Here is a 23,272-nt window from a genome sequence, read left to right on the forward strand (position 1 = left end):
TCCGAGAACTTCCGGCGAAGGACGTACGGATGGTCACACACGTCCTTCGCCGGGAGCCCTAAGGCGCCGTGACCCGCAGGTCGTCGAGGGTCGCGGTGCTCGAGTGCATGCGGAGGCCGACCTTGCCGGTCGCCGGCTCGCCGGCGGGGGCGGTCCAGGTGAGCACCTGGTTCCCGTCGACGAAGCCGGTGACGGTCGAGCCGGACACGGTCGCCCTGAGCGTGCGGAACGCGCCAGGGGTGATCGGGACGGAGGCGCCGGCGACCCGGGTCAGTGTGCCGCCGACCTTCTTGTACAGGTCGGCGGTGTCGGTGCCGTCGTTGAGGCGGAACAGGTAGAAGTTGGCGGCGTCGGCGTACCGGAGGACCAGGCCCGCGTTGGCGCTCGCGTTGTCCAGCCGGATCCGTCCCTGGACGGTGTAGTCGGTCCAGCCTGCGGAGCCGGTGACGGAGAGGCTCTCCGCGGCGGCGGTGGAGGTCTGGGAGTACGCGCCGTTCGCGACCGACCACGAACCGCCGGTGCTCGCCCAGCCCGCCGCGTCGCCGTCGCCGAAGTCGTCCGATAGCAGGGTGGTGACGGGCGCCGCGGCCGACTCGTGCGCGCCCCGGTCGGGAGAGCCCTGGTAGAGCGCGGTCCCGAAGAAGTCCTGGGCGCCGGGCGAGGAGACCGCGACGCCGCTGTCGATCCCGGGCGAGCCCGGCTGGAGTTCGTAGGCGCCCGCGGAGGCCAGCCCAGACGCGCCGCCCGCCGCGACGAACTGCGGGCTGGCGATGATCTTGTGTGGGTCGTTGGGCTGGGCGGCGTTGGTGCCCGAGTAGAGGTTGTGGTCGTAGGTGACGTTGCCGCTGATGCTGTAGGCCCCGCTCCCCTGGTTGACGAAGATGTTGTTCGTGTAGGCCACCTTGCCGGTCGACGTCCCGGTCATCTGGCCCGTCTGCCCGGCCGAGCGGTAGAAGACGTTGTTGTGGACCTTCAGGTCGCCCGACCCGCTGACCAGGTGGAACACCCCGACGCTGCGGTCCAGGTCGTTCTGGGAGATGTTGTAGCGGAACACGTTGTCGCCGGTCTGGTCCATGACGAGCAACGTGCCGCCCTCGTTGTCCTGGCTGTAGTTGTACTGGTAGACGCTGCGGTAGACCCGCTGGTCGAAGTCCCAGGGCTGGCCGTCGCCGTCGAGTTTGCGGGTGCGGAAGGCCTGGTTGAACTGGAAGACCGCGTCGGTCGTGGCGTACATCCACTGCGCGGCGACGACCGCGATGTCGTCCAGGTACGGCAGGGTCGAGGTGGTGGACTCGCCGATCCGGTCGGTGGTGTTGCGCTCGACGAGCGGGGCCAGCCCGGACCGGACGAGGATCCCGTCGCGGTGGATCCGGGTGACGGTGTTGCCGCGGATCACCAGCTCGCGGAAGGCGTCGAGGTCGTGCGCCCACGTGGTGTTGAGCAGCGCGTCGGTCATGGTCTGGATGCCGGTGTCGGCGACGTTGTCGACGGTGTTGCCCTCGATGAGCACGTCCGTCCAGGTGCTCTCGGGCCCGGTGGAGGTCCCGCGGGCGTGGAAGTTGATCCCGCCGGTCCGCCGGTCGGTGCCGAACACGTCGTGGATGTAGGTGTTCTTGACGTGGATGTGGGTGAAGTTCCCCGCGCCGGCGCCCTCGCCGACGACGAGGACCCCGCTGCGCCGCCGGTCGGTGGGCTGCTGCCCGCTGGTAATCTCGAGCCCGCCGACCTCCCAGTGTGAGACGTTCTTCAGCCGCACCCCGAAGCCCTCGCCGTCGACGGCCGTGTCGGCGAAGTCGATGCGGGGCTTCGCGCCGGTGCCGTACTGGCCGAGGACGATCGGCGCCCCGGCCGCGCCCGAACCGTGCAGGTCGAGGTACTGGCCGGTCCAGACGCCGCCGGCCTTGAGCAGGACGCTGTCGCCCGGACCGAAGGTCTGGGCGTTGACCTTGCCGAGCGTCCGCCAGGCGGCCGCGGGCGAGGTCCCGGCCGCGCCGTCGGAGCCGCCGGTCGCGTCGACGTAGTAGGTGGTCCCGGCGGCGGCGCCGTGGACGGCCCCGGCGCCGCGCGCGTCAACGGCGGCGTCGGCATCGGCATCGGCATCGGCATCGGCACCGTGGACGGTCCCGGTCCCGGTCCCGGTCCCGGTCACGTCAACGGCGGCGCCGCGGACGGTCCCGGCCGCCTCGGCGTGGACGGTCCCGGCCGTGCCGGCGCCGGCATGGTGGACGGTCCCGGCCGCGTGGGCGGGCTGGGGCAGGAGCAGGGCGGCGGCGAGCGCCAGGACGGCTGCGGCTTCGGGGAGCCCCACGCTGATACCTCTGATTCGTATTAGTAATATCTGACCTGCAGAAATACGAGATCCCCCGATTCGTAACGGGAAGATAATCCGCGGCCTTCATGGTCGTCAAGGGCAGATTTCCGGCATGTTTCAAGATTCTTTCGCCGGGAGTGTTGACAGCGCCCCGTCTGTCTTGCAACGGTTTCGCCAATACGAATCAGCCAGCCACCCTCTCCTGGCTGTTCCCCCTCAACTGATACGAATCAGGAGATCGCGATGGACGGAGTGCGGCGCCGGGCCCGTCAGGCCGACGTGGCCAAGCTCGCGGGCGTCTCCCAGGCGACGGTCTCCGCGGTCATCAACGGCCGGGGTCCGGAGACCGGGATCCCGGAGCAGACCGTCCAGCGCGTCCTGGAGGCGGTGCGCCAGCTCGGCTACGTCGCCAACCCGGCGGCCCGCAGCCTGCGCGGGAAGCGCAACCGGCTGCTCGGGGTCTACACCTTCGAGTCAATCTTCCCCCTCGACCAGCTGGACTTCTACCACGAGTTCCTGGTCGGCATCGAGCAGCAGGCCGTCGCGGACGGCTACGACCTGGTGCTGTTCGCCTCCACCGAGGATCTCGACGGCCGCCGCCGGGTCTACAGCGACGGGGTGAACCGGCTCGCGCTCGCCGACGGCAGCGTGCTGCTCGGCGTCGAGCCCGGCTCCACCGAGCTGGCCAGACTCGCCGCCGAGGGATACCCCTTCGTTCACATAGGGCGCAGGACCGTGCCCGGCACCGAGATAGCCTGGGTCGGCGCCGACTACGCCAGCGCCACCAGGGACACCGTCGGCAGGCTCGCCGCGCTGGGCCACCGGCGCATCGCCTACGTCACGGGACCGGACCGGATGGAGGTCTTCCTCGACAAGGAGGCCGGCTACCGGGCCGGCTGCGCCGACGCGGGGCTGCCCGAGCTGATGTACGTCACGTCGCAGCTCGACCCCGCCTGGGTCGACGCCGCGCACGCCGGCGGCGTCACCGCCGTCCTGGCCGAGAACGAGCCCCTGGCCAGGCAGCTCGTCGCCGCGCTGGGCGAGCGCGGCCTGGCCGCCCCCGCGGACATGTCGGTGGTCGTCCTGGTGACGATGACCGAGAGCGGCTGGAGCAGCCTGCGGATCCCCCGCAACGAGATGGGCAGGGGCGCGGTGAAGATGCTCACCCGGATCCTGGCCGGTTCCGACACCCCCGGCGACCACCAGCGGTTGCTGCCCTGCGGCCTTCCCGACGATCACATGATCGGCCCGCCCAGAGCCTGACCACAGATCACATGATCGGCCCGCCCGGAACCTGACCACAGATCACATGATCATTCCCTCCGGAGCCTGACCACAATCGAATACTCCCAGCTCCCGGCGATCCAGCGCCGGGAGCCGGCCTCCCACACCCCGAAACCCCCCATACTCCGAAACAGGAGAAAATCATGATCACCAACCGGTGGACAGCCGTCGGCAGACGCGGATTCCTCGCCGTCGCGGTCGGCGCGGGCGTTCTTCTCGCCGCGACGGCCTGCGGGACGGGCGGCGGCGGCAGCGGGAGCGGCGGCGCGGCCGACACGTTGACCGTCTGGTTCCCCGGCAACTCCGCCCCGGAGATCGAGCTCGTCACCAAGAAGCTGGTGCCGGAGTTCGAGTCCGCCAACAAGACGAAGGTCCAGGTGACCTTCGTCGACTGGGCCCAGATGTCGCCCAAGCTCAACGCCGGTTTCGCCGGCAACAACGCCCCCGACGTGTTCGGCCACGGTCCGGCCGCCGCCGCGGGCTTCGCCGCGGCCAAGCGGATCGAGCCGCTCGACGCCCGGATCGCCGCCCTGCCCGAGGCGGACAGGACCGACCTCGCGCCCTACCTGGCGAGCGGCCAGGTGGCCGGCGGGCAGTACCTGATCCCGCTGGGCGGCAACGGCATCCTCGTCGCCTACCGCAAGGACCTGCTGGAGAAGGCCGGTGTCGCCGAGCCGACCACCTGGGCCGAGGCCGCAGAGGCGGCCAGGAAGCTGACCGTCAAAGAGGGTGGAGCGATCCAACAGGCGGGCCTGATGCTCCAGTCCGCCAAGATCCAGCGGGTGCAGAGCTTCCAGGGGCTGATCGGCTCGGAGGGCGGCGAGTTGCTGTCGGCCGACGGCAAGGAGGTCACCTGGAACTCGCCCGAAGGCGTGAAGGCGCTGGAGTACTTCGCCGGGCTCTACGGCGGAGACGGCAAGGTCAGCGACCAGCTCGGCCTCGACTTCGCCAACCAGCCCGCCGGGCAGAACCCGCTCGCCACCGGCAAGGCGGCGATGGTCACCGCGACCACCGGGCAGATACTCCAGATGGTCAAGGCCGTGCCCGACCTCGCCTCGAAGATCGGGGTGCTGACGCCGCTGAAGGCCGTCGACGCCAAGACCTTCGGCGGGGCGACCACCGGCCTGTTCGTCAACGCCGACTCCAAGAAGAAGGACCTCGCCTGGAAGTTCGTCGAGTTCATGGTCTCCAAGGGCGTGAACGAGCGCTACGCCGAGACCGTCGGCGGGCTGCCGGTGCGCGCCTCGGCCGCCCAGGGCGCCTACGTCACCGGGCAGCCGCTGCTGAAGCCGTTCATCGACGCCGCGCCCGCGTACGTGGGCAGCCCGAACGTCCCGGCCTGGGTGCAGGTCCGCGACGTGCTCGACAAGCACCTGGAGACGGCGCTCGCCGGGAAGGCGACCGCGAAGCAGGCGCTGGACGACGCGGCGGCCGAGGCCGGGCCGCTGCTCGCGGCCCAGTGACGGCGACCCAGTGATGGCGCTCCTCAGCAAGCACGGCACCAGGCACGGCGGGACCCGGCCCGCGGCGGCGCCGCCGCGGGCCGGGTCCCGCGGGAGAGGCCCGACCGGCCGCCGCAAGCTCGTCGGGCTCGCCTTCACCGCCCCGGTCCTGGCGTACATGGCGATCTTCCAGCTGTTCCCGGTGCTGTACGGGTTCTACCTGAGCTTCACCAGCTACAGCCCGCTCGACCGTGACGCGCCCCGGCTGGTCGGCGCCGACAACTACGCGGCGCTGCTCGGCTCGGCGGACTTCCTGAAGTCCCTGCGGGTGACCGCCCAGTTCGTCGCGGAGGTGCTGCCGTTCGCGGTCGGCATCGCGCTCGGGCTGGCGCTGCTGGCCAACCGGAAGATGCCCGGCATCGGGCTGTTCCGGGCCGGGCTGTTCCTGCCCCGCATCGTCCCGCTGACGGCCGTCAGCCTGGTGTGGCTGTGGATGTACTCCCCCGACGGCTGGTTCAACGACCTCGCGGGCTCGCTCGGCCTCGATCCGCGCGACTGGCTCCTCGACGAGGACACCGCCCTGCACTCGGTCGCGGCCATGCGGGTGTGGAAGGCCCTCGGCGGCAACATGGTGCTCTTCCTGGCCGGGCTCCAGGCGATCCCGGTCACCCTGTACGAGGCCGCGAAGATGGACGGCGCGGGCGCCTGGGCCAGGTTCCGGCACGTGACGCTGCCCGGCCTGCGGCCGGTCATGGTCTACGTGATCACGATCAACATCGTCTACCTGTCGCAGTCGTTCGCCGAGATCTTCATCCTCACCGGCGGCGGGCCGCTCGGCTCGACGACGACCACCAACTACCTGATCTACCAGGAGGCGTTCCAGAACAACCGGTTCGGCTCCGCCAGCGCCATGGCCTTCGTACTGTTCGCGGCGATCTTCGCCTTCGCGCTCGTCGCGATGCGCGGGAACGGGCGGAAGTGATGCGCAGACCAGGATCCGTCCTCGCGCTGGTCATCGCCACGCTGCTGGTGCTCGTGCCGTTCTGGTGGATGGTCTCGATCGCCTTCAAGCCCGAGTCCGAGGTGTTCTCGGCCGAGCCGCGGCTGCTGCCGCGGAACCCGGTCCTCGACAACTTCTCGACCGCCCTGGACGCGGGCAACCTCGGCACGGCGATGACGAACTCGCTGATCGTCGCCCTGCTGGTCGTCCTCGCCAACTGCGTGTTCGCGCTGCTGGCCGGGTACGCCTTCGCCAAACTCCCCTACCGGGGAAGCAACGCGATCTTCATGACGATCGTCGCGACCACGATGGTGCCGGTGGCGGTGACCCTCATCCCGCTGTTCCTGATCGCGAAGGGGATCCCGCTGACGGGCGGGAACGACATCACCGGGCAGGGCGGTTCCGGGCTGCTCGACTCCCTGGCCGGGCTGACCCTGCCGCACCTGATCGGGCCGCTCAACGTCTTCCTCGCCCGGCAGTACTTCCTCGGGCTCCCCGACGAGCTGGGCGAGGCCGCCCGGGTCGACGGCGCGAGCGAGTTCAGGCTCTTCTGGAAGATCTATCTGCCGCTGGCGAGGCCGCTGGTCGCGACCGTCGCGGTGTTCGCCTTCACCGCCGTCTGGGACGACTTCCTCTGGCCGCTCGTCGTGACGAGCTCGCCCGAGACGCAGACCGTCCAGCTGGCGCTGAGCAAGTTCCTGACCGGCGGAAACGTCGCCTACGGGCCCGCCATGGCCGGCTCGGTGCTGGTGCTGCTGCCGATCCTGGCCGTCTTCGTCCTCAACCAACGCAGTTTCGTCGCCGGCCTGTCCGAGGGCGGCGTGAAGGGATGATCATGCAGGAGACGCACACGCCGGTGCTGGTGGTCGGAGGGGGTCTCGGCGGTGTCGCCGCGACGCTGACCGCCGCGAGGCTCGGCCGGCGGGTGGTGCTCACCGAGGAGACCGACTGGCTGGGCGGCCAGCTGACCAGCCAGGCGGTCCCGCCGGACGAGAACCCGTGGATCGAGTCGCGGTACGCCTCGTCGAGCTACCGCAGGCTGCGGCAGGGCGTCCGCGAGTACTACCGCCGCAACTACCCGCTCCGCGCCTCGGTGGCCGCGCAGCGCCTGCTCAACCCGGGTCTCGGCGTGGTCAGCGGGCTGTGCCACGAGCCGCGGGCGGCGCTGGCCGTCATCGAGGAGATGCTCGCGCCGTACCGGACCGCCGGGCTGGTCACCGTCCTGCTGCGGCACACGCCCGTGGCGGTCGAGGTGACGGGCGACCGGGTCGAGGCGGTCACCTTCACCCGGCCCGACGGGACCGAGCTGGTCGTGGCGGCCGACTACGTCGTGGACGCCACCGAGCTCGGCGACCTGCTCCCGCTGGCCGGGGTCGAGCACGTGGTGGGCGCGGAGGGCGTCGCCGACACCGGCGAGCCGCACGCCGCTCCCGTGGCGAACCCCCTCGACCAGCAGGCCGTCAGCTGGTGCTTCCCGCTGGAGTACCGGCCGGGCGAGGACCACACGATCGACCGCCCGGCGGGCTACGACCACTGGAGCACCCACAAGGCCCCGTTCTGGCCGGGACCCCAGCTGTCGTGGACGGACGTGGAGCCGATCGACCTGTCGGTGCGCTCGCGCGGCCTGTTCCACGACAACGGGCACATCCCCGGAAAGCACGACCTGTGGCACTTCCGCCGGATCGTGGCCGCGGAGCAGTACGAGCCCGGCACCATCTCGCACGACGTCACCCTGGTCAACTGGCCGCAGATCGACTACTGGGACCGGCCGCTGATCGGTCCCGGCGCGGACCGTGAGGCCGCGCTCGCGGGTGCCCGCGACCTGTCACTGTCGTTCCTGTACTGGATGCAGACCGAGGCCGGATACCCGGGCCTGCGGCTGCGTCCCGATCTCGTCGGGACCGGGGACGGCCTGGCCAAGGCGGTGTACGTCCGGGAGTCGCGGCGGATCAAGGCGGAGTTCACCGTGCTGGAGCAGCACGTCGGGGTGGAGGCGCGCGGCCCGCTCGCCGGGTCCGAGGTGTTCACCGACTCGGTCGGGCTCGGCTCCTACCGGATCGACCTGCACCCCAGCACGTCCGGCCGCACCTACGTGGACGTCGACTGCTACCCCTTCCAGATCCCGCTCGGCGCGCTGCTGCCCCAGCGCGTCGACAACCTGCTGCCCGCCAACAAGAACATCGGCACCACCCACGTCACCAACGGCTGCTACCGGCTCCACCCCGTCGAGTGGAGCATCGGCGAGGCCGTGGGCGCGCTGGCCGTCCAGGCCCTCGCCGCCGACCTGCCGCCGCGCAAGATCCGCGCCGATCCGGCCCGGCTCGCCGACTTCCAGCGGACGCTCACCGACGCCCTCGGCGTCACCCTCGCCTGGTCGCAGGAGATCAGGACCACCCCGTGCGGCCGCCAGCCCGCCGTACCCCAGCTCGTGGAGGACTGACATGACCGCAGCGACCGGCCAGTGATCCCCGGCTGATCCCCGGCTGACCTCCGGTCCGGCCGTCCGGGTCCCGGCGGCCGGCGGCGAGAGGGGCACAACCTGTCGCCGCGGTCCGCGCCCGAGCCGTCTTCGCGACCGGCTCCGGGCGGCCCGAGAATGTGAGGTGGTACCCGCAGGACCGAAGCCAGAAGAAAGGCCGGCACATGAAAATCGTCCTCGACGACCTCTCCGGTCCGGAGATCGCTGGATTTCTCGACGAGCACGTCCAGGAGATGCGATCCATCACGCCCCTGGAGAGCAAGCACGCCCTTGACCTGGACGGGCTTCGCAAGCCCGAGATCACGTTCTGGTCGGTCATGGACGGTGACAGCCTGGTGGGCTGCGGTGCGATCAAGAGGCTGGACCCGGATCACGCCGAGGTGAAGTCGATGCGCACCGCGCCGGCGCGCAAGCGGAGCGGGACCGCGTCCCTGCTGCTGGAGCACATCATCACCGAGGCGAAACGCATGGGGTTCACCCGGCTGAGCCTCGAGACCGGCGCGACCGAGTTCTTCCTGCCCGCCCGGAAGCTGTACGAGAAGTTCGGGTTCGATTACTGCGAGCCGTTCGCGGATTACCGGCCCGACCCGTACAGCGTGTTCATGACAAAGGTGCTTTGAAAGATCTTGATCTACGGATCCTGACGATTTCCCGGTGCCGTGGCCGGACAGGTTCACCGAGGTGCCGATACCTATTTGTCTCGCATTTCCTCTTTATCGCTCAATATAAGAAATCTCGTGATCCACGCGAATCATGTCCATGGATCGCGACAAGCGCGGAGTGCCGGAGACCCGGAGCCGTGCCCAGGGTCCGGAAACCATGACGACAACTCTCCCAGGGCGCGAAATCTCCGAAGTCGTATCAAGAAGGGAGCCAGGACGGCCACCAGGGCGGTTCGCAATCACCGGTGATCCCTTCGGTGGCCACGTCGTGAACGATCATGACCATTGGCCCGACGATCGAGACCAGGGCGGCCAGAAGCATCAGAGTCGCCTTCAGCCAGTCGCGGTTCGCGAACCAGGGCAGGCGGGAAAGCAGAATGATCGGCAGCGAGGCGAGCAGGGAGATGCCGGAAAGGACGGGAAAGATGACGAACCGGCTCACCGCCCAGATCAGGCCGGCCAAACTCTCTCCGGCACTTGAATCACCAAGGCAGTAACCTTGCGTCCTGGCCACCAGCGCGATATCCAGGCAAGTTCCCGATGTTGCACACGTCAACGCGATAAACGCCGATATCCCACAGCCCGTGGCCCAGAGCACATCACTCGCCCCTGGGGCGTCTCGCTCAGTCACGGCGCAATCAAAACAGACGCCTATGCTCGTTGAGCGCAGGGAATGTGAGGATACGGTGCAGATCCCCCTCGGTCATCTCTCACGAATGTTCTGCGCGCCTGGCCGGGCACGAGTCCGAGGTGCCGACCTGCAGGGCTTCATCTGGGCGACGCCGCACCCCACGGAGGCGACCGGGTTTCCGGCACCCGCACCTCCCGTCCGGGGACGGGAGGTGCGGGTGGATCACGCGTCGCGGCGAGAGAAAGCGAGCCATCCCGCCCCCAGTGCCACGACCACATAGCACGCCAGGACCGCCGCGGCCGCGGGAGGCGACAGCAGGTACGCCGACTCGGCACCCACGACCTGGGGGGCGAGGTTGGGAATCAGCACCGAGGCCACCCACAGGTGGAGGGGCGCCGGCAGGAAATGCGCGAAACTCGGTATCACCAGGGTGAGCGCCACGATCACCGTCACCGTCGCGGTCGTCGACCGTATGGCCGCTCCGAGCCCCAAGGCCACGAGGCCGGTGACAAGCGTGGTGACGGCCGTACCGGCCGCGGAGGGGATCGCGTCCCACCAGTGAGCCCAGGGATTGAGCGGCGCGGGCCGGTCGCCCAGGACGAGCAGGGCGACGACCTGCGACAGGCCCGCGAACAGCACACCGCCGGCGAACGCGACGCAGGTGACCAGCACGGTCTTGGCGGCCAGCAGCATCCGCCGCCGAGGGACCGCGACCAGGCTGGGACCGATGGAGCCGGTCGAGAACTCGGTGGTGACGGCCAGGGCACCGAGACAGCCGATGAAGAACGCCACGACCGGCATGACGAGGACGGCGGGATCGGCGCCCTCGAAGGACGCCTGCTCCTCCGGCGAAGCCCGATCGTAGGAGCCGACGTGCGTGATGAGGACGACCAGGCCGATCAGGGTGGACACGGCCGCTCCGCCCCAGACCGCCCACGTGGAGCGTATGGTCCGGAGCTTGAGCCATTCCGCCGCGACAACGTCCTTCACGGACGCGAGCCCGGACACGGCGTTCTCGGGCGAGGCATGTCCCGGCGGTGCGGTCTGCGGCGACATGAGGATCACAGACTCTTCCTGCCGCCGGCGCGGTAATCGGCGGTCTCGTCGGTCATTTCGAGGTAGACGTCCTCGAGCGTGGCGCTGCGCGGCGTCAGCTCGTGGACCGGGATGCGATGCTCGGCGGCGAGATCGCCGATCGTGGCGGTGTCGGCGCCCGTCACCGCGAGACTGCTCCGCGGCCCGTACGACACCGACGCGCCGGCGCCCTGCAGGATCCTGCCCAGCTCCACGTGCCTCGGGGATCGGACCAGGGTATCGCGGTGGAAGCGCCTGGCGAGGTCCTCCATGGAGGTCTCGGCGATCAGCCTGCCCCGTCCGATGATGAGCACATGGTCGACGGTCTGCGCCATCTCGCTCATCAGATGACTGGACAGCAGCACCGTCCGGCCTTCCGAGGCGAGCGTGCGCATCAGGTCGCGTATCCAGCGGATGCCCTCGGCGTCCAGGCCGTTCACCGGCTCGTCCAGCAGGACGACGCCGGGATCGCCCAGCAGTGCCGCCGCGATGCCCAGCCGCTGCCGCATACCGAGCGAGAAACCCCCGATGCGCTTGTGCGCCACGTCCCGCAGCCCCACCTGCTCCAGCAGCGCCGAGATCCTGGAGGAGCCGATGCGGTGACCACGGGCCAGGCAGGCGAGCTGGTTGAACGCGGTACGGCCCGGGTGCACGGCACCGGCGTCGAGCAGCGTGCCCACCTCGTACAGCGGCCGGCTGATCTCCGCGTATCGGCGCCCGTTGACCAGGGCCACGCCGGACGTCGAGCCGTGCAGGCCGACGATGACGCGCAGGGTCGTGGACTTCCCCGCGCCGTTGGGTCCCAGGAAACCGGTCACCCGCCCGGGGTGGGCTTGGAAGGACAGCCGGTCCAGTGCGAGCGTCGAACCGTATCTCTTCGTCAGCTCTCTTACTTCGATCACATGAACACGGTGACAAAACCGTCCCCGCCGGCGCGTCTGACCACGGTCGGAACTTCCGCGTCCGCCCACGGTCATACGAACCCTCAGGCGGGGTCAGGCAGCATGATCGGCTTGATCAACCTGGCCATCGTCTCGAGCCGGGCGATCTGCTCATCGTCCAGGGGCGGCGGCGTCTCGCCGTCCCTGGCAGGCGTCGCATGGTCGACGAAGACCTGCTCGGGTCCGGGCGGGGTGAACATGAAGAGCATCCTCGCGGCGTGCATGCGCTTGTTCTGGAAGCTGTGGCGGATGCCCCGCGGAACGTGGATGAAGTCGCCCGCGACGGCGGTGAACCGGTGGTCGCCGTCCAGGAACTCCAGCTCGCCGTCGAGCATGTAGAAGGTCTCCTCCTGCTCGGGGTGGATGTGCGGGCCCGGCCCACCGCCCGCCGGGACGGTGGCCTCGATGAGGCCGAAACCGCCGTTCGTCTGCGCTCCCGTCGCCTTGATCGTGTAGACGTCGCCGACGGCCCACACGGTCGGACCCTGCCCGGAAGGTACGTAGAGGGCGCCGCGGGTGGTGTATCGGGGGTCCTCGGAGGTTTGGTAGGGAAGGCTCACGTCAATCTCCTGCTCTTTTCACAAGGTAAGTTTCGGGAGGTCGGGAACAAGCTGCCGTTCCCCCCGGGACACCCGCAAGAAGGCAGTTGTGTGTGCTGTAGTACCAAGGAGGGAACCGACATGGCGGAAATCGCCGAACAGGCCGCGGAATTGGAGTCCTCCTGCGACGAACTCCGGAGCATTCTTTCGCGTGTGGGCGAGAAGTGGGCGCCCCTGGTGATGGCGGAGCTCGTCTCCGGGCCACGACGCTTCAACCAGTTGCGGCGGCTGCTGGCGCCGATCACCCAGCGCATGCTGACGGCCACACTGCGCGGCCTGGAGTGCGACGGGCTGATCACGCGCACCGTGCACCCCACCGTCCCGCCCCAGGTCGAGTACGACCTCACCGACGCCGGGCGGGAGCTGCTGGCCATCATCGGCCGGGTCGCGCGCTGGACCGACAAGCATCTCGAGGCCATCCACAGCGCCCGGGCGGCATGCCGTGGCCGATGAGCAGGCATTTTTTGACAGATTGAAACTGGATGTCTAATGTCCAGGTTGTGCGAACGGGCAAGGGCGTCGAGTGGGCGATGCATACGCTGCTCAATCTGGCGTGGCTGGGGGACGGCGAGCCGGTGGCGACCGCGCAGCTGGCCGCCGGCCACAACCTGTCGGCGTCCTACCTGAACAAGCAGCTTCAGCAACTGGTCAAGGGGGGCCTGCTGGAGTCCGTTCCGGGTGCGCGGGGCGGCTTTCGCCTGACCCGCCCCCTGGCGGCGATGTCGGTGCTGGACGTGGTCCTTGCCGTTGAGGGGGATGCGCCACTCTTCCGCTGCACCGAGATCCGCCGGTGCGGCACCATTGGTGAGCGATGCCCCGATGCCAGCTTCGCTCAGCCGTGCGCGGTGAAGATCGCCATGGGGCGAGCCGAAGCAGCCTGGCGGCAGGCACTGGCCGAGCAGAGCCTCGCCGACGTGCAGGCCGCGGCCGACGAACACGCCCCCGCCGTGGGGGCACATGTTCGCCAGGCACTCGGGCACGACTGACCCTTTTTCCGCGCGGCGTGATCGCGCGATCTTTTCGGAGGTTAACCTGGATAAAATATATCTAGATTGTTGACGGTGGATTCGCCGGTGCGCGACGCCGTCAAGGAATACGTCGCCGGCCCCGGGCGAGCAGAAAGGCTCGGGTCAGTACTCACGTCGAGGATCCTGAGGGCTGCGGCCGATCGCCGCCTCTGCGGAAAGACCCTGTCCGGCCTTTGACGACATTGCCGTCTGGCGCTGTTGACACATTCCTCAACGACATCCCCGGCTGCCGGTGGCGCGCGTCAGAGCCGTGATCAGCCGGCGGAGCGGAGGCCGAAGCGGCCGCCGTGACGCGGATGACCGGCAGGAACGTCACTCACGGCCGGGGACGGCGCATCGGGCCGGGCCCTGTCCGGCAACCAGCACCGCAGCCGCGCACAGGGTACGGCTGTGGATCAAGAGAGAAACCGCGCGGCGGCGGCATGTGCCGCACCGCCGATCATAATCACCTGCTGAACCGGTGACGCACGGCGTGCGATTCACCGACGTCAAGAAAGATGGACCCCAGATGGACCTGAAACTCGAACTCATCGTGCTGCCCGTATCCGACGTCGACCGGGCCAAGGCCTTCTACGAGGCGGCGGGATTCCGTCTGGATCTCGACAAAGCCGTCAGTGAGAACTGGCGCGCGGTGCACCTCACGCCGCCAGGCTCCGAGTGCTCGATCATATTCGGCGAGGGGATCACCTCCGCCGCGCCCGGCTCGGTCCAGGGCCTCTACCTCGTCGTCTCCGACATCGAGGAGGCCCGCGCCGAGCTCGTCGGCCGCGGCGTCGAGGTGAGCGAGATCTTCCACGATGCCGGAGGGCTCTTCTACCACGGCCACGACGGCGGAGAGGTCACCCACCGGATCGAGGGCCAGGGGCCGACGGCCGGTCCGCACCCCGACCGTGCCGACTACGGCTCCTACGCCACCTTCGGCGACCCGGACGGCAACGGCTGGGTGCTCCAGGAGGTCAAGAAGCGGGCCCCCGGCCGCTGACACCACGCCGGCCCTCCAACGCCGCCGAGGTGGCCGCGACCGAGAACAGCGGTGGCGGTCCATCAAGCCCGATGGCCGGGGCTCCGGGCGCTGCCGACGACATCTGAATCCTGACCCCCTGGCGTCGCCACGGGGTCAGTTTTCACCGCCGTCGGCACGGACGCGGTGGATCTTGAGATTATCGCGCTCGATTCGGCTCACACCTTCGCGGCGACCTGCGGTCGCCGGCCGTACGTGGTCTTCCTTGTCCTCCTGGAAGCATCATGTAGCTTCTGCCCATGACGCGGAGCTTGTCCGGGATCAGGAAGTTTCCGGTGGTGATCCTGGCGTGCTTGGTGGGCTGCACCTCCACGCCCTGGGCCGTGCGGCCCACCGCGGCGGCCCCGCAGGTCACGGCGAGCCACGCGCAAAGCCACTACGGCCCCTTCTCCGGACGGCCGCTCGGCCCCGGTAGCGGGATTCGTCTGCTCGTCGGCGGCGACGGCCCGGGCGACCAGTCCCCGGCGATACTGAACGTCGACACCGGCGCCTCGACGCCCGTCACGGGCCTGCCGGATCCGGACCCGCGCGTCACCCTCTCGACCTTCGCCCACGGCAGGCACACCGTGATCGTGGTGAGCGGACCGGCGGTCGGCCAAGGACGGCTGTACCTGCTCAAGGGCGACAAGGCGCGCAAGCTGGCCACCGGCTGGTACGCGTTCCCCGCCTTCGACGACTCCGGCTTCTGGATCACGGACCGGCCGGTCCACGACGGTCCGTGCACCGTGCGGAAGCAGGCCGAGGACGGGAAGGTCCTGCGCCGTCCCCGCTGGAGCTACTGCGGCGCGCTGCCGTTCCTCGACACACCGTACGGCCTGCACACCAGGCACAGGGACGAGTCGATCCTCCTGACTCATGACAGCCTGCGGAAGACCGGCAGATACCCCCAGATCATCGCGGCGACCTCCCAGGAACTGCTGGTGCGGCAGCGGGGCGGGAACCTCGCCCTGGTGACCCCCGGCGCCGAGGAGGAGCGGCCGATCGGCAGGCCGACCGGAGCGGGCGAGATCAAGGACGGCGAGGTCAGCACCGACGGCAGGTACATCGCCGTCCCGTTCCTCGCCCCCACCACGGGGCCGCACGAACATCTCGACGTCTGGGTGCTGGACACGAAGACCCTGCAATGGGCACACCTGCCGTCGATGCCCGTGCCCGTCGACGTCAAGACCCGCAGGATGCGCTGGATGCCGGACGGCCGGCTGGTACTCGCGGGCGCCTTCGTCACGACCACCGACGCCTATCCGCGGGAGAGCGACCACACCGGCATGATCGCCACCTGGAGGCCCGGCGAGCAGGCGCTGTCCATCAGGCGACTCCCCGTGAACCGGCAGACCAGCCTGACGATCATCATCCCGTAGGAAACGGAGCCGGTTCTTCACCGTGCGGTGCGCTCCCGGCCAGGGTTGCCGGGCGGTGCGCCTCCCGGCAACCCCGGCCGGGCGAGCCGTGCAGGTAGCCCCGGCGCTCCGGGCCGAGCCGACGGTTCAAAGCCGAGCCCTCAGACGTGTCCCTCAACGAGGCGGTGGCGGCAGCCTGAAGACGCGTCCGGAGCCGGAAACGTGCGGGATCTCAGTGTCTAGCGTTGCTTGAGGCGGAGTGCCTCTTTGCGGACCTCGACCTGGAGGGCCTGCTCGCGCTCCAGCCACGTCGGGTTCTCCGCTTTCAGCGCATCGATCTCGGCGGTGGTGAGCGGTCCGGTGATCCCACCCCTGAGCAGGCCCGCAACGGAGACCTTGAGCTTCGCGGCGATGACCTGCTTGGAGTGCGGGCCGTTGCGGCGCAGGTCGACGAGCCAGGCGGGTGGCGTCGACTGCAACTCGTTCAGCTCGTCCCTGGAGACGACACCCGCCTGGAACTCGGCGGGAGTGGCCGAGAGGGGGACACCCAGCTTCTTGGCCGCGGTCGCGGGCTTCATCGTCTGGATGGTCTTCGGTTTGGACGAGGTCATGGCGTCAAGAATAGTCAGCCGGAACAGGTTCTCTTGTCATCGGTACCCTGAGGAAGTGACTGATGCAGAGACCGGCAGGACCTTTCGACTGGCTTACGTGCCCGGGGTGACACCCGCGAAATGGGTCAACGTCTGGACCGAGAGAATGCCCGGCGTGCCGGTTGCCCTGGTCGCGGTTCCCGCCGCCGAGGCGGTGGGACTCCTGCGGAGCGGCGGCGCCGACGCCGGATTCGTCAGGCTGCCGATCGACCGGGACGGGCTCAGCGTGATTCCTCTCTACATGGAGACCACGGTGGTCGTGGTCCCCAAGGATCACGCGGTGGCCGCCGCCGACGAGGTGTCCATCGCCGACCTCGTCGACGACGAGGTGTTCCATCCTCTGGACGACAGCATCGAGTGGACGGCCCGGCCCGGGCTGCCCGCGTTCACCCGCCCGGCCACGACGGAGGACGCGGTCGAGCTGGTGGCGGCCGGCACCGGGATTCTCCTGGTTCCGCTGTCTCTGGCACGCCTCCACCACCGCAGGGACCTCACATACCGGCCGGTGCCGGACGCGCCGCAGTCTCAGGTCGCGCTGACCTGGCCCACGGACGCGACCACTGACCTGGTGGAGGATTTCATCGGCATCGTCCGCGGCCGGACGGTGAACAGCTCGCGGGGCCGTACTCCCGCCACTCCCGCCACCCCTGCCTCCCCTGTGCGGAAACCGGCGCAGCGGCAGGCACAAAAACCCGCACAGAACGGCTCCGGTCGCCGGGCCGTGCCGGCCGGCCGCAAGAAGAAGGGCAACCGGCCTCGGTGACCCCGCCCTGCCGATCTGCCGCTGATCATGCTGCTTCGTCTTACGGAAAACCGTGAGCAACACGATCGTCCTACCCGGAGCACACCGGTACGTCACCCGAGACGTGCTGCTCGCCCTCCGGCGATATCAGTTCGGCTCGCACATCAGAGTTTGATGTGCGAGCCTCACCGACCCCGCGTGGCGGGACGGAGGAGGCGAGGAGGGTTCTGCTCTGCGCGAAGCCGGCAGAACTCGAACGCACCGTCTACCTATGGTGAGGCATGGCCTCCTCTGTCCCGCCGCTACGTCCGGCGATCGATCGGACCGATCCCAAGCCGTCTCCGGCTCGCGAGCCGCTGTGGCGGCACGCGCTCGGTGAGTGTCTCAGAGGTCTTCGTCACGAGCGGGGCGAGAAGTTGAGCGAGACGGCGCGTCGCGCCGGCGTCTCGCCGCAGTATCTCTCCGAGATGGAACGAGGCCTCAAAGAGCCATCGAGCGAAATGATCGCTGCGGTCGCCGGCGCGCTGGATGTCACCCTGGTCGATCTGACCCTTGCCGTTGCCGAGAGCCTGCGGTCTGCTCAGAGCAGCACGTCGAGAGGTGCCACCTGCTCGGCGGCGTATGCTCTGGCCGCGTAGCGTGGCCTGCCGGGATCATCCGCGAGCCTATGAACGCTCCTCGATGATCTCATCGAGGAGCCCGTACTCCAAGGCCGCGGTCGCGGTGAACACGCGATCGTGATCGGTGTCGGCGCGTAGGGTCTCGATGGTCTGGCCCGTGTGCCGTGACAGTATGCGCTCGATGTCTGCTCGGACACGTACGACCTCGTCGGCTTGCAAGATGAGATCGGGGATCGTTCCGCGCCCCTGAGCGGCCGGTTGGTGCAGAATCACTCGTGCGTGCGGGAGAGCGGCACGTTTTCCTTCGGCGCCCGCGGCGAGAAGGACGGCACCCACCGCGATGGCCTGTCCAACGCAGGTTGTCTCGACCCGCGGGCGGATATAGCGCATGGTGTCGTATATCGCGAGCATCGCGCTCGGATCCCCGCCTTCACAGTTGATATAGAACTGTATGGTGCCATCGGGGTTGTCCGACTCCAGGAAAATAAGCTGTGCGACGAGCGCGTTCGCGACGCCCGCATCAATTGCGGTTCCCAGATAGACGATTCGCTCGGTGAGCAGGTGCGAGTAGACATCCATGATCCGCTCGCCACGAGGATTCCGGGCGATGACGTTGGGGATCGTGTACGTGGTCACTGGCCGACTCCTTTGGTGACGCCGAATCCGGGCCGCGGGCGATCGTGTGGCGCGATTTCGTCGAAGCTCTGGACGATTGCGTCGATGAAGCCGTAGTCCAGTGCCTCTTGCGCCGTGTACCAGCGATCATGCAGAGAATCCTCGAATATGCGCTCTACGGACTGACCCGTGTCCTCGGCGATAAGACCGAGCACCGTGTCGCGAGTATGCCGAAGATCGTCGGCCTGCAGTTCGATGTCGACCGCGGTGCCGCCGATTCCGGCCGAGCCTTGGTGCATCAGGACACGTGCGTGCGGCAGGGCGCGGCGCTTCCCTCGGGCACCCGATGACAGCAAGAACTGCCCGGCGCTGTAGGCGATGCCCAGCACGAGGGTCGATACGTCACAGGGAATGAGTCGAATGATGTCACGGATCGCAAGCATCGATGGAACCGAGCCGCCCGGGGAGTGAATCCACAATGCGATATCGGTCGACGCGTCCTGCGTGGCGAGCGCTATCAATTGCGTGGCGAGCAACGTCCCGTTGTCATCATCGAGAGGGCCGTCGAGGACGAGAACACGCCGCTCGTAAAGCTCACGTCTTACCTGCGCGTTGAACAGTGGAAGTTTCGATTCTTCGCCCATGCGTCCATCATGTGGGGCTGTCCGGATCAGCGTCGACACGATCCGCCTGGGGCAGATCTGCTCTGAGCAGAGAAAACCCGATTTCCGGCCCGGTTCTTAGCATTGCGGTGAATGGCTACCAGGCTGCGCTGGGCCTCCCTCCGAGACACCTCGACTCCCCGCGGTGTCTCGGGACCGACCATCCGGCAAGACCACCCGCCACCGGCTCAACCGCGGCGGCGATGGACGCGCCAACAGCGCGCTCCCCCACGTTCGCTCAGTCTTCGCCGTAATAGGCGCGCAGCTCGCGGTGTGCCTGGCGACGGCTGCGGCGGCGCTCCTCGCGGCGGAAGTAGTTCCACTCCCGGCTCCCGTCACTGCCGCCGTAACAGCACCAGAAGTAGATACTGGCGCGCCAGTGACAGCCGCCCGTACAGTGATCCAAATCCACGCTGTCGGCGGTGATCTCGTTGGGCAGGGTGCACGGCCCGAACCGATGATCATGCACGGCACGACAGGTCACCATCGGCGCGTCGGCGATTCGCACCCACCAGGGCCGGGTCTTGTCGGTCTTGCTCATACGGTCACCTTTCGGCTCCATGACGCCCCGGGCTGGGGCTGTCACAAGACCGGGTGCACCGTGATCACCTCCGACTTCGCACCAGACATATCCGGATCACAAACGACATCGCCGCTCAAAGATCCTGATTCCCACGCTACCGCGAGCCGCGGAAGCACGCGCGTGACCAGACCGGCCCTTCCAGGTGATCCGACCATGGCCCGCCAGGCTCGGCCCCCTTTTCACGCGGCCCGGGAACATCACGTCAGCTCTGGTGAGGGTGAAGTGGCGATGTCGGTCCGTGGTTCACGAAACTCCGGTCACCATGCGCGCCTTTGGCGGGCAGCGATCCACACTCGACCGACTCCAAGATCGTGATGAAAGTTTCAGGTGCTTTCATCGTCGACGTCCTGCGTCGACACACCATAGGACGCGTATATGCCCAGAGCGAGTCGCCGAAAGTTTTACACGGATCTTGACACATTTCGGAGATGTTTACACACTAAGTCCCCGGAGCGGTTTCCACTGCCGGGTGGTGATGCAGGGGCCGCCGATCACGACGCCCTCGTGGCAGGCCTTCCGGTGCCGGGACGAGGAGGCGAGCGGTGCGGTGCGGAGCCGCCGTACCGAAGACCACTCGGCGATGGCCGTCACGTGCTGATCCCGATGAGGGGCTCACCCGAAGAGAAGGAACACCACAGTGCGACCACATGTGAGTGAGACTCCGGCGCCTCGTGCCGCCTGGAGGGTCCGATCAGAGCTCGGGCCACAGGGCGGGTGGGCGAAGCGTGCGATAGCCGCGGCGATCGTCGTCCTCGGGCTGCTCGCGGTGACCGTCGCGACTCGGCCGGCATCGGCCGCCGACAATCCCTATCAGCGAGGTCCCGACCCTACTTTGGCCAGTGTGGCCGCCACCAGAGGGAGCTTCGCCACCGCGCAGCTCAGCGTGCCGCCCGGGAACGGCTTCGGCGGTGGGGTGATCTATTATCCGACGGACACCGGCCAGGGGACTTTCGGCGCGGTCGCGATCGTGCCCGGCTACTCCGCCCTGTTCGCCGACGAAGAGGCCTGGATGGGCCCCTGGCTCGCGTCCTTCGGCTTCGTCGTCATCGGAATCGAGACCAACAGCCGCACCGACGGCGCCGACCCCCGAGCGACCCAGTTGCTCGCCGCGCTGGACTATCTCACCCAGCGGAGCTCGGTACGCGACCGCGTCGACTCCAGCCGGTTGTCGGTGGTCGGCCACTCCGCGGGTGGCGCCGGCGCCCTCATCGCGGCGCTCCGGCGCCCCTCGTTGAAGGCCGCGGTCGGGCTCGCACCCGGCTCGCCCACGGGGAACCTGAACCTGGCCGGTGACCAGGTGCCCACGATGTTCATCTCCGGGCAGAGGGACACGGTGGTCACGCCGTCCTACCTCAACGGGTTGTACAGCACTCTCCCGGCCACGGCGCAGAGCGCCTGGGTGGAGATAACCGGCGTGGACCACCTGTTCGCGACGAGGGCGAACACGACCGAGATGCGGACGCTGATCCCGTGGCTGAAGATCTTCGTTGACAACGACACCCGGTACACCCAGTTCCTGTGTCCGTTGATGGACTCCACCGGCATCTCGATGTACCGCAACAAGTGCCCATACGTGCCGCCAGGCGGCCCGTCACCCTCACCTTCGGTCACCCCGTCACCCTCGCCCTCGATCACCCCGTCACCCTCACCTTCGGTCACCCCGTCACCCTCCCCGTCTACGGGCGCCTGCACCGCGAGCTACCGCACCACGAACTCGTGGCCGGGCGGCTATCAGGGCGAGGTCACGGTGCGGGCAGGCGGCTCGGCGGTCAGCGGATGGACCGTCAGATGGACGCCGGGCAACGGCCAGACGGTCAGCCAGGTGTGGAACGGCACGCTGGCCGCCGACGGCCCCGCTGTAACGGTGACGAACGCCTCTTACAACGGCTCGATCCCGGCGTCCGGCACGACCACCTTCGGCTTCCTGGCCGGCGGTACGCCGTCACCCCCCTCCCTCACCTGCAGCGGTCGCCCGTGACACCCGTTCGGCACGCTGTGGCAGTCAGTCGGTCAGGTGCCCCTTTCCTCCCGGCGTCGCTGAGCCATCCCTCTACGACAGGAGTCCCGCCCGCGTCACGATGGCCGTCGTACGAGACCTGGCGTTACCTGAGGAAACGAGTTCCGCCTGAACCGACGTGGCGCTCATGACCGCGGCGGACGACCGAATCGTCCCCATGATCCCTACCGCATCGAAGGCGCCGGCGAGGAAGCGCATGGGGCATGACAGCGTGCGCGCGGCGATGATCTATCAGCACAGGACGGCGCAGGCTGATCGGAAGATCGCCAACACGATGAACAGCATGATCGAAGAACCGGTACGGCCGGCTGAGCAGCGCGAGGAATCGGCGCCGACACGTCCAAGATCCGTACTCTGATGGCAGCGACCCCCGCCAGAAGATCTCTGGCGGGGGTATTTGGCTGGTGGGCACTACTGGGTTCGAACCAGTGACATCTCGCTTGCAAGGCGATCCGAGCGGGGGCACGACCAGGGCCGATACCGACCCTGACCTGAGCGTACGGTCCACGACCGTCCACCGTTGTCCGCCCCCGTCCGGGGTTGTTGTCACCCAGTTGGTCACTCAGGTGCGGCACCTCGGATCAATCAGGCAGCAGCCTGAACGCCGATATGTGGCGAGGTCGGACGACCCTGAAGTGTCGATGATCCACCGTGGCGATCTCCTTCAGCCCGAGGCGTTCAGCGATGGTGATCACCGCCGAGTCGACAAGCCCTAGCGGCAGATCGAGGTAGGTCTCGACGAGTTGCGCCATGCGCGGCAAGTCCTCGTCCTCCAACTCGGCCACGTGAAAGCCGTTACCGCCGAACGACTTGAGGAACGTCACCTCAGCCTGCGGACCCACACGAGAGTCGAGCAGATAGCCCACCTCGCCCATCACCGGCGACGGAACGAGCAACGGTCCTTCGGCCTGGCGGAGGAGTTTCAGACACGCCCGGTGATGTTGGTCCTTCACGTTACCTGCGGCGAGAAGAACACCCGTGTCACACAGGAGCACGTCAGCGGCCCCACTCCGAACGGAGGATCTCTTCGTGCCGCTCAGCGAGATCGGAGGGGGCCTCGAACGACGCGAAGAACGGAAGATCGCGCTCACTTGACTCAGGCTCACCCAAGCGGCCACGGATGAGCTCCAGGGCCGGACGCAGTTCCGCCTCCGGCAGCTGATCTACCAGGTGATGCAGTTCCTCACGCATGACGCTCATACCTACAAGTGTAGGTCGCCTACTTTCCGCGCATCAGGCTCATCCTTCCAAAGCATGATCAGAAAAGGTGACCGGATCCGGCCATGCGTGACCCGAGTAGATGCCTCAGGCGTCACATACGAACCGTGACGACCACGCCAGCTGTACAGCAGCCACTGGAGACCGTCGAGGATGGCACATGGGTCGTCGGCGAGGACATCGCCGCCGGCAACTACAAGGTGACTGCGCCCGTGTCGAGCTGGCCTTCCCCTCATAGCGTGGAGACCGAACCGGGAGAGGTTTGGTCGTGGCAGCAGTCACGCGACGGCGCTTTGATCCGGAGTTCCGGGCGGGTGCGGTGCGTATCGTGAAGGAGACCGGCAAGCCCGTCGCGC

General features: G+C 68.2%; 25 protein-coding genes. 14 read left to right on the forward strand and 11 right to left on the reverse strand.

Features of this window, described 5'->3' with window-relative positions:
• Nucleotides 1-58 precede the first annotated feature (58 nt).
• Nucleotides 59-2,308, reverse strand: coding sequence for a family 16 glycoside hydrolase (locus ACTOQ2_RS30980; protein WP_440104386.1), 2,250 nt, complete (start codon nt 2,306-2,308; stop codon nt 59-61).
• Between the two features lie 246 nt (nt 2,309-2,554).
• On the opposite strand from ACTOQ2_RS30980, the gene ACTOQ2_RS30985 reads away from it, so the two are divergent.
• The 6 genes from ACTOQ2_RS30985 (at nt 2,555) to ACTOQ2_RS31010 (ending at nt 9,136) form a co-directional block, all read left to right on the forward strand.
• On the forward strand, nt 2,555-3,574 hold the full coding sequence (locus tag ACTOQ2_RS30985; RefSeq protein WP_440104387.1) for a LacI family DNA-binding transcriptional regulator: 1,020 nt from the start codon (nt 2,555-2,557) through the stop codon (nt 3,572-3,574).
• A 164-nt stretch (nt 3,575-3,738) separates the two neighbouring features.
• Nucleotides 3,739-5,058: an extracellular solute-binding protein gene (locus ACTOQ2_RS30990; protein WP_440104388.1), complete on the forward strand. Its 1,320-nt coding sequence runs from the start codon at nt 3,739-3,741 to the stop codon at nt 5,056-5,058.
• Nucleotides 5,059-5,071: 13 nt separating this feature from the next.
• Nucleotides 5,072-6,019, forward strand: coding sequence for a carbohydrate ABC transporter permease (locus ACTOQ2_RS30995; protein ID WP_440104389.1), 948 nt, complete (start codon nt 5,072-5,074; stop codon nt 6,017-6,019).
• Nucleotides 6,019-6,870, forward strand: a complete 852-nt coding sequence (locus ACTOQ2_RS31000) for a carbohydrate ABC transporter permease (RefSeq protein ID WP_440104391.1) — start codon at nt 6,019-6,021, stop codon at nt 6,868-6,870. The genes ACTOQ2_RS30995 and ACTOQ2_RS31000 overlap by 1 nt, the downstream gene beginning before the upstream one ends.
• 2 nt (nt 6,871-6,872) lie before the next feature.
• The gene (locus tag ACTOQ2_RS31005; protein ID WP_440104392.1) at nt 6,873-8,477 is read left to right on the forward strand and encodes an FAD-dependent oxidoreductase; all 1,605 of its coding nucleotides are present in this window, start codon (nt 6,873-6,875) and stop codon (nt 8,475-8,477) included.
• Between the two features lie 203 nt (nt 8,478-8,680).
• Nucleotides 8,681-9,136, forward strand: coding sequence for a GNAT family N-acetyltransferase (locus ACTOQ2_RS31010; RefSeq protein ID WP_440064561.1), 456 nt, complete (start codon nt 8,681-8,683; stop codon nt 9,134-9,136).
• 241 nt (nt 9,137-9,377) lie between these two features.
• Here the strand turns inward: ACTOQ2_RS31010 and ACTOQ2_RS31015 are convergent, their stop codons facing one another.
• From ACTOQ2_RS31015 to ACTOQ2_RS31030, 4 genes are all read right to left on the reverse strand, one after another.
• The gene (locus ACTOQ2_RS31015; RefSeq protein ID WP_440104393.1) at nt 9,378-9,641 is read right to left on the reverse strand and encodes a hypothetical protein; all 264 of its coding nucleotides are present in this window, start codon (nt 9,639-9,641) and stop codon (nt 9,378-9,380) included.
• A gap of 390 nt (nt 9,642-10,031) precedes the next feature.
• Nucleotides 10,032-10,721, reverse strand: a complete 690-nt coding sequence (locus ACTOQ2_RS31020) for a hypothetical protein (protein WP_440104394.1) — start codon at nt 10,719-10,721, stop codon at nt 10,032-10,034.
• 149 nt (nt 10,722-10,870) lie between these two features.
• Nucleotides 10,871-11,785 (reverse strand): ATP-binding cassette domain-containing protein, encoded by a 915-nt coding sequence (locus ACTOQ2_RS31025; protein WP_440104396.1) that lies wholly within the window; start codon nt 11,783-11,785, stop codon nt 10,871-10,873.
• 83 nt (nt 11,786-11,868) lie between these two features.
• Complete coding sequence (locus ACTOQ2_RS31030) at nt 11,869-12,384, reverse strand: cupin domain-containing protein (protein WP_440064567.1); 516 nt, start codon at nt 12,382-12,384, stop codon at nt 11,869-11,871.
• A 120-nt stretch (nt 12,385-12,504) separates the two neighbouring features.
• Between ACTOQ2_RS31030 and ACTOQ2_RS31035 the strand changes: the two genes are divergently transcribed.
• The 4 genes from ACTOQ2_RS31035 to ACTOQ2_RS31050 all read left to right on the forward strand — a co-directional run bounded on the left by ACTOQ2_RS31035 (nt 12,505) and on the right by ACTOQ2_RS31050 (nt 15,830).
• Nucleotides 12,505-12,876, forward strand: coding sequence for a winged helix-turn-helix transcriptional regulator (locus ACTOQ2_RS31035; RefSeq protein ID WP_440104397.1), 372 nt, complete (start codon nt 12,505-12,507; stop codon nt 12,874-12,876).
• A gap of 47 nt (nt 12,877-12,923) precedes the next feature.
• Nucleotides 12,924-13,409: an RrF2 family transcriptional regulator gene (locus ACTOQ2_RS31040; protein WP_440064570.1), complete on the forward strand. Its 486-nt coding sequence runs from the start codon at nt 12,924-12,926 to the stop codon at nt 13,407-13,409.
• Nucleotides 13,410-13,959: 550 nt separating this feature from the next.
• Nucleotides 13,960-14,433, forward strand: coding sequence for a VOC family protein (locus tag ACTOQ2_RS31045; protein ID WP_440104398.1), 474 nt, complete (start codon nt 13,960-13,962; stop codon nt 14,431-14,433).
• Nucleotides 14,434-14,711: 278 nt separating this feature from the next.
• On the forward strand, nt 14,712-15,830 hold the full coding sequence (locus tag ACTOQ2_RS31050) for a hypothetical protein (RefSeq protein WP_440104399.1): 1,119 nt from the start codon (nt 14,712-14,714) through the stop codon (nt 15,828-15,830).
• A 218-nt stretch (nt 15,831-16,048) separates the two neighbouring features.
• On the opposite strand, the gene ACTOQ2_RS31055 is transcribed toward ACTOQ2_RS31050, so the two are convergent.
• Nucleotides 16,049-16,420 carry a DUF5997 family protein gene (locus ACTOQ2_RS31055; RefSeq protein WP_440104400.1) on the reverse strand — a complete coding sequence of 124 codons (372 nt, stop codon included), beginning with the start codon at nt 16,418-16,420 and terminating at the stop codon, nt 16,049-16,051.
• Nucleotides 16,421-16,475: 55 nt separating this feature from the next.
• On the opposite strand from ACTOQ2_RS31055, the gene ACTOQ2_RS31060 reads away from it, so the two are divergent.
• Nucleotides 16,476-17,222: a LysR family substrate-binding domain-containing protein gene (locus tag ACTOQ2_RS31060; protein ID WP_440104401.1), complete on the forward strand. Its 747-nt coding sequence runs from the start codon at nt 16,476-16,478 to the stop codon at nt 17,220-17,222.
• Between the two features lie 260 nt (nt 17,223-17,482).
• A complete protein-coding gene (locus ACTOQ2_RS31065; protein WP_355564273.1) occupies nt 17,483-17,839 on the forward strand; it encodes a helix-turn-helix domain-containing protein in 357 nt (118 codons plus the stop codon).
• A gap of 27 nt (nt 17,840-17,866) precedes the next feature.
• Here ACTOQ2_RS31065 and ACTOQ2_RS31070 read toward each other — a convergent pair whose 3' ends face one another.
• From ACTOQ2_RS31070 to ACTOQ2_RS31080, 3 genes are all read right to left on the reverse strand, one after another.
• The gene (locus ACTOQ2_RS31070; protein WP_440104402.1) at nt 17,867-18,457 is read right to left on the reverse strand and encodes a ClpP family protease; all 591 of its coding nucleotides are present in this window, start codon (nt 18,455-18,457) and stop codon (nt 17,867-17,869) included.
• The gene (locus ACTOQ2_RS31075) at nt 18,454-19,080 is read right to left on the reverse strand and encodes a ClpP family protease (protein WP_440104404.1); all 627 of its coding nucleotides are present in this window, start codon (nt 19,078-19,080) and stop codon (nt 18,454-18,456) included. The genes ACTOQ2_RS31070 and ACTOQ2_RS31075 overlap by 4 nt, the downstream gene beginning before the upstream one ends.
• Nucleotides 19,081-19,336: 256 nt before the next feature.
• Complete coding sequence (locus ACTOQ2_RS31080) at nt 19,337-19,639, reverse strand: hypothetical protein (protein ID WP_440104406.1); 303 nt, start codon at nt 19,637-19,639, stop codon at nt 19,337-19,339.
• A gap of 808 nt (nt 19,640-20,447) precedes the next feature.
• On the opposite strand from ACTOQ2_RS31080, the gene ACTOQ2_RS31085 reads away from it, so the two are divergent.
• Together ACTOQ2_RS31085 and ACTOQ2_RS31090 are read left to right on the forward strand one after the other, a co-directional pair.
• Entirely contained in the window at nt 20,448-21,659 is a 1,212-nt protein-coding gene (locus ACTOQ2_RS31085; RefSeq protein WP_440104410.1) for a poly(ethylene terephthalate) hydrolase family protein, read from the forward strand.
• Nucleotides 21,660-21,825: 166 nt separating this feature from the next.
• Nucleotides 21,826-22,056 (forward strand): hypothetical protein, encoded by a 231-nt coding sequence (locus ACTOQ2_RS31090; RefSeq protein WP_440104407.1) that lies wholly within the window; start codon nt 21,826-21,828, stop codon nt 22,054-22,056.
• A gap of 223 nt (nt 22,057-22,279) precedes the next feature.
• Here ACTOQ2_RS31090 and ACTOQ2_RS31095 read toward each other — a convergent pair whose 3' ends face one another.
• The gene (locus ACTOQ2_RS31095) at nt 22,280-22,693 is read right to left on the reverse strand and encodes a type II toxin-antitoxin system VapC family toxin (protein WP_362851600.1); all 414 of its coding nucleotides are present in this window, start codon (nt 22,691-22,693) and stop codon (nt 22,280-22,282) included.
• 1 nt (nt 22,694) lies between these two features.
• Complete coding sequence (locus ACTOQ2_RS31100; protein ID WP_344896076.1) at nt 22,695-22,898, reverse strand: hypothetical protein; 204 nt, start codon at nt 22,896-22,898, stop codon at nt 22,695-22,697.
• Nucleotides 22,899-23,272 lie beyond the last annotated feature (374 nt).

It is taken from the genome of Streptosporangium sp. H16, assembly GCF_051918855.1.
GTDB lineage: Bacteria > Actinomycetota > Actinomycetes > Streptosporangiales > Streptosporangiaceae > Streptosporangium.